Annotated in this window: 10 protein-coding genes and 1 pseudogene; 6 read left to right on the top strand and 5 right to left on the bottom strand. The window is 59.2% G+C overall.

All coding sequences use genetic code 11. The annotated features are described in order from the left end of the window. The 3 genes from C9413_RS19690 to C9413_RS19700 form a co-directional block, all read right to left on the bottom strand. A partial coding sequence (locus tag C9413_RS19690; protein ID WP_170250794.1) for a 4-hydroxythreonine-4-phosphate dehydrogenase occupies window positions 1-531 on the bottom strand: 531 nt, incomplete at its 3' end. After that, window positions 528-1,541, bottom strand: coding sequence for a 4-hydroxythreonine-4-phosphate dehydrogenase PdxA (pdxA, locus tag C9413_RS19695; protein WP_039843907.1), 1,014 nt, complete (start codon window positions 1,539-1,541; stop codon window positions 528-530). The genes C9413_RS19690 and pdxA, both read right to left, overlap by 4 nt. Next, window positions 1,528-2,697, bottom strand: a complete 1,170-nt coding sequence (locus C9413_RS19700; protein WP_052451479.1) for a four-carbon acid sugar kinase family protein — start codon at window positions 2,695-2,697, stop codon at window positions 1,528-1,530. The genes pdxA and C9413_RS19700 overlap by 14 nt, the downstream gene beginning before the upstream one ends. Before the next feature lie 45 nt (window positions 2,698-2,742). Here C9413_RS19700 and C9413_RS19705 point away from each other — a divergent pair, with 45 nt between their 5' ends. From C9413_RS19705 to C9413_RS19725, 5 genes are all read left to right on the top strand, one after another. After that, the gene (locus tag C9413_RS19705; RefSeq protein WP_223843970.1) at window positions 2,743-3,663 is read left to right on the top strand and encodes a LysR family transcriptional regulator; all 921 of its coding nucleotides are present in this window, start codon (window positions 2,743-2,745) and stop codon (window positions 3,661-3,663) included. A gap of 578 nt (window positions 3,664-4,241) precedes the next feature. Then, window positions 4,242-4,910 carry a haloacid dehalogenase type II gene (locus C9413_RS19710; protein WP_170250795.1) on the top strand — a complete coding sequence of 223 codons (669 nt, stop codon included), beginning with the start codon at window positions 4,242-4,244 and terminating at the stop codon, window positions 4,908-4,910. A gap of 237 nt (window positions 4,911-5,147) precedes the next feature. Then, window positions 5,148-6,200: a phosphotransferase gene (locus tag C9413_RS19715; protein ID WP_223843969.1), complete on the top strand. Its 1,053-nt coding sequence runs from the start codon at window positions 5,148-5,150 to the stop codon at window positions 6,198-6,200. An 88-nt stretch (window positions 6,201-6,288) separates the two neighbouring features. After that, window positions 6,289-7,617, top strand: coding sequence for an aspartate aminotransferase family protein (locus C9413_RS19720; RefSeq protein WP_039843904.1), 1,329 nt, complete (start codon window positions 6,289-6,291; stop codon window positions 7,615-7,617). A gap of 546 nt (window positions 7,618-8,163) precedes the next feature. Continuing rightward, window positions 8,164-9,039 carry a GNAT family N-acetyltransferase gene (locus tag C9413_RS19725; protein WP_039843903.1) on the top strand — a complete coding sequence of 292 codons (876 nt, stop codon included), beginning with the start codon at window positions 8,164-8,166 and terminating at the stop codon, window positions 9,037-9,039. A 115-nt stretch (window positions 9,040-9,154) separates the two neighbouring features. On the opposite strand, the pseudogene C9413_RS34250 reads toward C9413_RS19725, so the two are convergent. Together C9413_RS34250 and C9413_RS19735 are read right to left on the bottom strand one after the other, a co-directional pair. Then, window positions 9,155-9,559 (bottom strand): annotated as a pseudogene (locus C9413_RS34250) (lyase family protein); the annotation flags it as partial. 127 nt (window positions 9,560-9,686) lie between these two features. Next, window positions 9,687-10,148 (bottom strand): Lrp/AsnC family transcriptional regulator, encoded by a 462-nt coding sequence (locus C9413_RS19735; protein WP_039843901.1) that lies wholly within the window; start codon window positions 10,146-10,148, stop codon window positions 9,687-9,689. Window positions 10,149-10,275: 127 nt separating this feature from the next. On the opposite strand from C9413_RS19735, the gene C9413_RS19740 reads away from it, so the two are divergent. Then, the coding region (locus C9413_RS19740) for an alanine racemase (RefSeq protein ID WP_170250796.1) at window positions 10,276-10,902 on the top strand (627 nt) is incomplete at its 3' end.

Here is a 10,902-nt window from a genome sequence, read left to right on the forward strand (position 1 = left end):
GACCGATCCCGCAACGATAATGGGCTTGGGCACGGCCCGGCACACAGCGTCGATGAGAGATGGCACATTGCCTGGCGAACGGTAGGCGAGAAGGTCGAGACCGGCAACACCGGGATGGCTGGCGAGCGCGACTGCACTTTTGACGATCTCGGCCTGGGATCCTTTGAGAATGCTCGGGTGCCCGACGATGCGGCCCGGGAACGGATAGTAGCGGATAGGCGTCCTTTCCAAAAGCGGCAGCACGTCTTCGGCATGGGTGCCACCGAGAAGATAGTCGACGCCGAGCTCGATCGCCGCCTTGACAGAGAGGATCTCGCTGTCGCGGTCGAGCGATACGACTTCGAGATAAGTGCTGGCTCCCCCCTCGCGGATCTGGCGGGCAAGGCTGGCAAGTGCTTCCAGCGGCAGGCCGACGTCCTTGAAGCCGATGTGGCGGATTCCGGCCCGGAGCGCCGTTTCGGCGTGGACCGGGGCGTCGGCCACGGTGCGGTCGTTGCGCGTCAGCATGAAGATGAAGTCGAATTGTGTCATGGGGTGTCGGCTTTCAGGTTCGGGAGGGAAGCTTTCAGGCGAAGAGCGTAGTCGAAAGCGGTCTCAAGGCTGGAGGGATCGGCAACGCCGGTCCCCGCGATGTCAAAGGCGGTGCCGTGATCGGGACTGGTGCGCACGAACGGTAGGCCCAGCGTGACGTTCACGCCGTGGTCGAGGCCCATGTATTTGACTGGAATGAGGCCCTGGTCGTGATACTGCGCAACCACGATGTCGAAACGACCCTTGCGGGCCTGCATGAACACGGTGTCGCCGGGCCATGGGCCGGACGCGTCGATGCCTTCGGCACGGGCCGCCTCGATGGCCGGCCTGATGATGTGGATTTCCTCGTCTCCAAAGAGGCCGCCTTCGCCGGCATGAGGATTGAGGCCCGCGACAGCGACGCGCGGATGGGCGATGCCGAGGGCCTGCGCACCGGCGTTGGCCAGCCGGATCGCGTCCATCTGTGCCGCGAAATCGCCTTTGCGGATTGCCTCGGACAGCGAACAATGGACGGTGACGAGGACCGTGCGAATGTCCTCGTTGGCCAGCATCATGGCGACCTTTGGAGCGCCGCCGTGATCGGCCAGGATTTCGGTGTGGCCGGGATAGTGCAGACCGGCGGCGGCGAGCGCTTCCTTATGGATCGGAGCCGTGACGATGCCGCCCACGCGCCCGTCCCGCGCCAGTCGGATCGCGGCGAGGATGGCGTCGAACGCCGCGCGTCCACCGATGGCCGAAACCTGGCTAACCGGTGGCAGGGTCCGGAGCTGGGATGAGCAAAGCACGTTGAGCGTTCCGTCCTCGAACAGGGTCTCATCGAGGGAGGCGATCGGCCGGACCCGCACATCGGCATCCAGCCCGGAAAGGGCGTGGTTCATCACCAGCGCATCACCGACGACGATCCAGTGCCGTTTGTCCGGGCGGCGGAGGTACATTTTTGCAATGATCTCGGGGCCGATGCCGGAGGGATCGCCCATGGTCACGGCGAGAGGAGCGTCATGGGCGGTCATGGATGAGAGCCTTTCCTGAAAGCGGTTTGGCAAGCAGGTCGCGGGCGGCATCAAGGAGTGCCGAGGGTGAGCCGAACCCTCCCGCCTTCATGGCGATGGTAACCGACGTTCCGTCCGCCCGTTCGGCGCGGCCGACCGGAAAGCCGGGCGCCAGCTCCTCGGTGAGAAAGAAACGGCTGACGCCGAGGCGGTCGAGGATCGCCGCCATCGTCTCGCCTCCGGTGGCGATCACCGTATCATAGTCATGCCAAACGACCGCTGCGGCTGCTTGTCCGGCGAGCTCCGCCATCACCGCGCTGGTATTTTCCTGCCGTTGCAGCGGTGACCGAAGGCAAATCACACGGGTGTCACCTGGAGCGTCGGCCACGTCGGTGACGACAGGAACGCCTTGTGCGCGCAAAGTCTCGCATTGGGCGTGTGTCACTGGATTGGCGCTTCCTGCGACGATCATCACGCGCCCGGCGGCTTTTTCCGTTACCGAGTATCCATTTGGCACCGTAGGGATCAGCGATGCCAGCGCGACGGCGAGACCGGGAGAGCCCACCCACAGGACAGTCTCAGGATCGGGGATGCCGGCGACTTGCCGGTTCAGTACGTCTTGACTGTCGGCGTCGACAATCAATATGGATGCGGTCGTCGCCGCATCGCGGGAACTGTCGGGGGCAAGAATGATCGGTCTGCCCAGGGACGGTTCGATGAGATCAGCAATGTGCGATGTGCCTGCGGGATGGACCGGATCACAGCCGTAGACGCTTTCACTCACGGGAATGCCATTCACCTTCTGGATTCCGCCGACAGTGAGCCGCCCCGCTCCGGGAAAGGCCGGAGCGATGACAAGCCGGCTTCGGCCGCTTGCGCGAAAGGCGGCGGCGACTTCCACGCGGATATGGCCGCGCAGGGTCGAATCGATCGTCTTGAACAGAAGGCGGGCATTCGAGAGGGCCGACACAGCGTCGGCCGTAGCCTTTGTCGCCTGCCAGATGGCAGAGGCGCGGCTGTTGGTGTCGATCGAAACGACGGCCCCAGTTTGAGGGCCGTCGATTTTCCGCTTGATCAGAGGCGTATGGCCTTTTCCAAGAAAGGCCGCCGCGCCGTCGGTAGCACTGGTCAGGTCGTCGGCGATTATCCCGACGAGGAGAGATGTGGTCTGCTTCATGTTGGTGAGGATAGCAGAACGGTCAGAACCGATTATCCATATGATTTGACATTTGTTGGTGATATGAGATCACCAATGAAACGATCTGACATACCTTCTCTTGACGATCTGCGGGCCTTTGAAACAGTGGCGCGTCTGGGGTCTGTGCGTGCAGCGGCGGCCGAACTCGCTCTGACGCATGGTGCAGTCAGCCGTCGCGTCTCCAAACTTTCCGCCGATCTTCGTCTGCGCTTGCTCGAAGCAGACGGACGCGGAGTGCGTCTGACTTCCGATGGCGAGAAGCTGGCGGAGGCGACGGGCAAGTCGTTCAGCCTAATCACTGATACCTTGGCAGAAATCAGATCCAGCTCGACGCCCATTCCGATCATCCTGTCCTGCGAGCGCTCGCTGGCGATGCGCTGGCTGATTCCGCGCCTGTCTGGGTTTCAGGATCGATACCCGGATGTTGAGGTGCATTTGTCGACCGGCGGCGGTGGGCTCGACTTCGCGCGTGACCGGGTGACGCTTGCGATCCGCCGTCTCGATTTTCTGGTGGACCCGGACTGGACCATCATCAGGCTAATGCCCGAGCGTGTTGGTCCGGTAATGCTGCCATCCCTGCGCCAACGGTTCGAGAGTGGCGACTATGTCGCGCTCGGATCACGGACGCGACCGAATGCTTGGGAAGCGTGGTTCGACGAGCACATGGATGCGCCGCGTCCTCGAACGACCCGATTGCTGGATCATCATTTCCTGATGGCAGAAGCGGCCCTGGGTGGTCTTGGCGTTGCTCTTGCACCACAAGCGATTGCAGCGGATGACGTCGCGAATGGGAGATTGGAAGCACCACTCGGCTTTGATTGCGACGGGACCGACTATGGCCTGATCCATCCGAAGTCGATCATTGTTTCAACCGGCCTCTCCGCATTGCGAGATTGGCTGACCGCAGAGTCCGAGATAAGTTTAAGAAAATATAGCAAAGTCTAGGAACGGTCACGCGCCAAAATCGTCGCGCAGGACCCCCAATAAACATTAGACTTGCGCGACTGAGTTTTGCAAAAAAGCATTCTTAATCAGTAACTCACGCGACCACGCTGCCGATCTCGAGCCTCGAGACCGGCCGCCCGTGGGAGTTGACGGCCTCGCGATGGAAACCAGGAACGCCCGACAACGGCAGGTCCGATCCCACCAGTGCATTTTCGGCCACTTGGGTTGAGCTCGTCGTCCAGGCAGGCGGGAGCTGCCCACGGCTAACGCAACAACGAGCAACGAAACAGCGATGTCGTCGCTATTCGGCATGGGGCGCCGTAATGATCAATTTTGAACAAAGCCAGCAGAGCGGCTGGGACCGGCAAAACGATTGTGCAGGTGGTGCCAAGCATCGTCTGGCTTCCTCGGACTGGTGCAGTTCGAAAGTCTCGTATGAGGCAGCAGTGCAAAACGTCGTGCTGGTTTTGCGGTGACCAGGCGAGGCCTTCTGCCGAATGGCCATGCACTTCGGCACATTCTGCCACAGGCAAAAAGCTATGCTCGGTTCATAGGGTAAATTGACAGGAGCCAAGGACATGGACCGCTTCCGGCCGAAATACGTGACTTTTGATTGCCACGGCACGCTTATCAATTTCCAAATGGCCGAAGCCGCTAGGGATTTGTTCGGTCATCTTCTGGATGGGCCGCGCATGGATGAGTTCGTGAGAAACTTCCAAGGCTATCGCCTCGATGAGGTGTTGCAGGACTGGAAGCCTTATGCAGATGTCGTTCACAACGCACTGGAGCGCACCTGCCGCCGCAACAACGTTGCATTCCGTGCCGAAGACGCTGAAACGATCTACAATCGCATCCCGAGCTGGGGACCACATCAGGACGTACCGGAGGGATTGGCTAAACTGGCCAAGGAAATTCCGCTGGTTATCCTTACGAACTCCATGGTGGCCCAAATTCCATCGAACGTGGCCAAGCTCGGCGCGCCATTTCATGCCGTCTACACCGCTGAACAGGCAGGTGCCTATAAGCCGCCCTTCAAAGCGTTCGAATATATGTTCGACATGCTGGGATGTGGCCCTGAGGACATTACCCACGTGTCCTCGTCGTTCCGACACGACCTGATGTCTGCCTATGATCTGGGGATCAAGAGCAAGGTCTGGGTCAATCGCGGCCATGAGCCCGCCAACCCCTTCTATGAATATGCGGAAATCCCCGACGTGACGAAGCTGCCGGGTGTTTTTGGACTCTGAAGGCGAGAATGGGTCCTTGCAGAGCACGGCCCCATCCTTGCGCACGCTGCCACCGGTGCTGTCTTGACACCGCAAGGCATAGAAACTGCGGGTTTTCTTCGCCGGAGCTCCGTCTTTCGCAACACGAGAACAACCATTCCCAACAGGCAAGGATCTTTCGAATTGCGTGCTCCTCGTGATCTAGTCCCCGATAGAGCAGGTCAACTCAATGGCTCTATGCCAGCGGGAGCCAACCATTTGCCTTACACAGCAGCTTCAACGGAAGCCAATTTTCGCGCCGCCGCCGCCATCCTGGCCAAGCGGCCGGGTTGCTCTGAACCGGACTTGTCGGCGGCCTTGCTGAAGCGGCACTACGGATTGACGGGATCATTGGCGACATTATCCTCTGAGGTAGAGCGCACCGTTGAAGTCACCGTGTCGGACGGCAGCCGACTAATCCTAAAGACGTCGACAACACCAGAGGCGGTCGATAGCTTTCGTTTCCAAGCCGGCGTTATGGCTGGATTGCAAGGAGCCGCGGGCTTCGTTGCACCCGAAGTGCTCCGCACGAGCAACGGCGCATTGATGTTTGAGCAAGAGGGAATATGCGGGTACTTGCAGACTCGCCTCGAAGGTGTTCCGCTGCACCACGCGACGCCAACGCCCGATCTGCTTTTTCGAGCTGGCAGTGCTCTCGCGCGGCTCGACTTAGCTCTTGATCTGGTCAGTGTGCCCGCGGCCCACCGCCCCATTCTTTGGCACGTCGGGTGCTGGTCGCGGCTGATGGAACTAGAGCAATACCTGCCATCCAACATCGTTGCAGATAGCGTACGCGTCGCGATGGGCGAGTATGTGGAGTTTGTTGAGCCGCAACTTTCGAATGTGGCGTGGCAGGTAACGCATAATGATCCCAGCCCATTCAACATGATGGTGACTGACCAGGGAATGGGTTTCATCGATTTTGGCGATGGCTGTTGGAGTCCCAGAATCCAGGATCTTGCGATCGCCGCAAGTCACGTCGTAAAGGATCCGACCTTTCCTTTGGGTGGGGCCGAGCATCTTATTGCCGGCTATGCCTCTGTCATTCCACTTTCGGCGCTGGAAGCAAGACTGCTCGTCGCACTGATGCGGGCGAGACAAGGCGCATTGATCCTAGTCAACTACTGGCGGTCCTACCTTTTTCCGGCCGACGCTCAGTACATCAAAAAGAATGTCGCGCGTGCCGAGCACGGCCTTGCTATCCTAACGCCTCTTGGTGTCGCAGCGGGCGAGGCGGCGGTCCTCGCGGCAATGTCGTCACTCCGGTCGTAAACGCCATTTCGGTTCGCTCGGCCGGACGGTCGCCAAAAAAAAGACGACCAAAGATTGATCAAGCACTCTTGTAAGCAGGCAAAAGCACATGTCGACAGATCTCATGCCAAATCGCTACATACCCGGCGAAGCTGACCTTCCCGGACGCGAGTCCGAGCTAATTGCTCGCCGTGACGAAGTTCTTGGGGCCTCTTATAGGCTCCAGTACCGCCGGCCAGTGCACTTCGTTCGCGGCGAAGGCATGTGGCTCTACGATCCTGACGGGCGGGCATATCTCGATTTCTACAATAATGTGCCGTCTCTCGGCCATTGCCACCCAGAAGTAACCGCCGCAATGGCTGAGCAGGCGGCACGGATAAGCGCCAACACGCGCTATCTCGAGCCAAAGCTCGTCGATTACGCGGAGCGATTGGTTGATACCTTCCCAAACGAGCTCGATCGGGTTGTTTTTACTTGCACGGGAAGTGAATCCAACGATTTGGCCCTGCGTATCGCGCGATTTGCGAGCGGCAACGAAGGCGTGATCGTGTCGAACTATGCGTATCATGGCACTAGCGCCGCTACCGCCGCTGTTTCCCCGAATTTGGGAGACGCGGTCAAGCTCAGCCCGTTCGTGCGCATGGTACAGCTACCCGGGCCAGCGGGCGTGCCGGAATCACAAGCCGCGGAATTTTTTGAGGCACAAATTCGGTCGGCCATCACGGATCTGAATCGTCGTGGCATCGGTGTTGCGGCCCTCCTCATCGACAGTATCTTTTCCAGCGATGGCGTATGGGTAGATCCTCCTGGTTTCATTGCGGGTGGAGTTGCGGCAGTCAGAGAGGCAGGTGGTCTCGTCATCGCCGATGAAGTTCAACCGGGCTTTGGGCGGACTGGCGAGCATATGTGGGGTTTTGAGCGGCACGGAATCGTTCCGGATCTTGCCACCCTCGGCAAGCCTATGGGCAACGGATTTCCAATTGGCGCTGTCGTTGGTCGCAGAGCACCGATGGACCAATTTGGTGCCACTTCTCGCTATTCAAACACTTTTGCCGGCAATACAGTTGGAATTGCGACGGCGGACGCTGTGCTAACGATCCTGCAGCGCGACCAGATCCCCGAAAAAGCGCTTGCCATGAGCCAGCGCCTCCGAGCCGGGCTGGAGAAACTTGCAATGCTGCCCTACGGCATCTCCGGCATTCGAAACGCAGGTCTATTCTTTGGCATCGATCTGGGGCTGGATGGCACAACGCCGGCAAGCCGGCGAAGCATGGCTTTGAATGTCGTGAATGCCATGCGAGACGACGGCGTCCTTGTTAGCACGACGGGCGCCAATGAGGATACGCTTAAAGTGCGCCCTCCGCTCGTTTGCCAAGCCGAGCATGTGGACCAATTTCTTGCAGCCATGGAGCGCGCCCTCATCAAAATCGCAGGCTAGATGGGCGGCGTTGCAAAACATGCTTGTTGCGCCATCTGATTCGGCTGTACTCGCCGCAGGTTTTTAACAAGCGATTTCAAGTCAAAGCCTGGCGACCGCGCCAGTTGCACATTCATGGCCGCAGGCCGCCTTGGCGAGGCGGCTAATGCGCAGGACAGAAGTCATTCATATCGCCGGATTATATCGATCGCCTTCAGGACCAAGATCGATGTCATCTTGGCGCCCGCAGCCAGACAGTCGCCGCGTATCCAATCGACTATCTGTTGGTTTGGCGGGCCTGACGACCGAGACAAACGCAATGAGCTTAGCGAGTATTCATGTCGGACCAAGTTGCCTCCAAAGTTGACCAGATGCTAGCGAGCTTAATCGGACGGGAATCTCCTTGCCGATTTGAGCGATCGTTTGGCGAAAGATTTCGAATATACCTGAAAAACAGCGGATTCTACCGACAATTGCGTGCGATAATTGCGCCGCGGGGAGCGCAGATACTACAGTCGCAGCCCTGCCAGTAATGTGGCAACCCGGCAAATGGAGCGATTAACTCAAATGCCTAAGTCAGTGCGCTTGAAGTCATTCGAATTGGTGGCGCGAGACATCAACGATGTCGATGTCAGTCTGCTCCACGCGCTCTCCCTAGGTGTCGGTTGGCCACATCGCCCCAAGGACTGGGACTGGCTGCGCCACGTCGGCCGAGGCATTGTTGCGGTGGATGGTATAGGCCGCGTTTTCGGAAGCGCAATGTGGTTCCCGTACGGAGACGATTTCGCCACCGTTGGCCTCGTGATCACCACGCCGCGCACCCAAGCGCAAGGCAACGGTCGATGGCTCATGGACCAGGTATTTGAGCATTGCCGGGGCCGCAGTTTGAGCCTGAACTCTACCCAAGCCGCCTATCGACTCTATCTGTCCCTGGGCTTTACCCAGGAGGCAACGGTATACCAATATCAAGGCGAGGTCGGCCCGATGATCCGAGAGCTGCCAGAACCAAACGGAGAGCTGACAGAGCCCTCCGCTGCCCCCGTGGATGAGATCATAGCGCTGGATACGCGGGCATTCGGGACGAGCCGCGAAAGGCTGCTCAGGCTGCTCGCAGAAGTTTCATCCATTCGTACAATGCGACGGGACGGTCAACTCGTTGGTTTTTCGATGTGCCGGGAGTTCGGCCGAGGCCATGTCGTTGGCCCCATCGTGGCGAGCACTGACGACGACGCACTCCAACTCACCGCCGTGCATCTCAAGGATCTGACAGGACGGTTCGCCCGCGTTGACACACGAGAGCCGGGTCCACTGACTGAATTCCTTCAAGACAGTGGCCTTGAACTTTCTGAAACCGTCACCACGATGTCAAAAGGGCGCAAGTTTCTGAACCGAAAAGACAACGAGCCCTGGGTCTATGGCTTAGCAGGGCACGCTGTCGGATGAGGTTCCAGCGTTCATCTCCAGGAATTTCAAAGGCGCGCTGAATTCAGAGCCCGATCAGTCGGGATGGCGAAGGTAACCGCGCAACACGTCCCTCGGCTCGACGAACCCTGTCGAACCCGGCCGCGGCTGCAAATGTCACGGTCAGATCGTGCCCAATAACCTGATAGGCCACCACCTCGGGAATAACTAGTTGACCTTGCCTGGCATGATGGACGAACCAGGCTGCACCGCTGGCAGCCGGATTTCGCCCAATCCGGTTCGGGGGCCACTCTAAAGCAGACGCAACTCATTGCAGTTCTTCGAAAGCTTGCCAGCAATGCGCTTGAGGGCGCTCGAGAAGCTCACGAACGCGCTGGTATCGGATGTTGGTTGGATGAGGTCGGGGCAAGGGAGAGCTCTTCGCCGCTCAACTCCGACAACACTGCCCGTCCTGATCGCCTTCGCGCCCATGTTTACCTGGCGGAAGAGGCGGGCGGGCCTCATCAAGGCGGGCGATATCCTCCCCGATCGTGGCCGCAAAGCCCGAAAAATTCCTGACCGATGCCAGCGATCGGGCCAGCAATATCCTGCGATCTGCAGCACGCCTGGCGCAATTGCGTCGTCGAGCACGACGACAAAAGGCGGTCGTTGCCTTTAGACCAAACCCGTCACCGTCGCTTTAAGCGCGTTGCAAGCACGTTTCGAATTGAAAAGCTTGAATGGATTCTCAGGACACCAGGAAGGGTGGAAAGGATCTCTTTGTGGATCCGCTCGAATTCGCCAGCATTCGCAACCTCGACACGCAGAAGGTAGTCAGAGCCGCCCGTCATCAAAAAACACTCCTGGATTTCGGGATACCTGCGGACGGCCGCTTCAAAACGATCCAGGTGATCCTCGGTCTGCCGCTCGAGTGTAATGTTGATGATTACGGCCATCGCGGCCTCTGCGTTCGCCGCTTCGATCAGCGCCGTGTACCCCCTTATAACGCCGGCCTTCTCCATCAGCCTGATACGGCGCAAGCAAGCTGATGGGGACAGGCCAACGCCTTCGGCGAGTTTTGCGTTGCTTTGCCGGGCATCAACCCGAAGCAACCGGAGGATATTGCGATCGATAGCATCCAGAGCTGTCATGATCGATTATTTCATTAAGTGAACGATAATTTCAGTAAACATGGTTCAATTGCATAATCAATCGCTAAATCATGGGAAATTTCTCGATCGTTTCAATATCCTCTCTGGCAGCAAGAGAGGATATCTGATGGACATGATTTTGGAATCCAGAAGCCAGGCGGCCTTAAGCTCCGTGGGAGCTTCGGGCTACCTGACGATCGATCTCGGTGCGCTGCGCCGCAACTATAAGCTTCTGTCGGAAATGGTAGCGCCGGCGCAGACGGCCGCCGTCGTCAAGGCCAACGCCTATGGTCTTGGCGCCGACCAGGTGGCGCAAGCGCTCTACTCCCAAGGCTGCCGGCATTTCTTCGTTGCCCAGTTCGTCGAAGCCGTACACCTTCGGCCCAATCTGCCGCCTGAGGCCCAGCTCTTCGTCCTCAACGGTTTGCAGCCTGGAAGCGAAATTCGCTGCGCCGAGAGCCGCATCATCCCCGTTCTCAACTCCTTGGAGCAGTTGCAGCAATGGGCTGGCGCGGCCCGCCGCCTGAAGCGCACGCTACCGGCGGGATTACAGGTCGGAACCGGCATGTCGAGACGTGGCGGGGCGCCCCAGAAGCGGGGGGGGGGTTCGGGGGCGCTTTGGGGAGTTCGGGGAGGCGGGAGCCTTGTTATCATGGGGCAGACCGGGCCCCCCGGCGGCGGGTGGAGGGGGACAAAAGGGGGACACGCTGCCGAAGAGAACAGGAGAGCGGACGAGGGGCGCGGCGTGGCGGAG

This window comes from Rhizobium sp. SEMIA 4085, assembly GCF_013004495.1.
Taxonomy (GTDB): Bacteria; Pseudomonadota; Alphaproteobacteria; order Rhizobiales; family Rhizobiaceae; genus Rhizobium; species Rhizobium gallicum.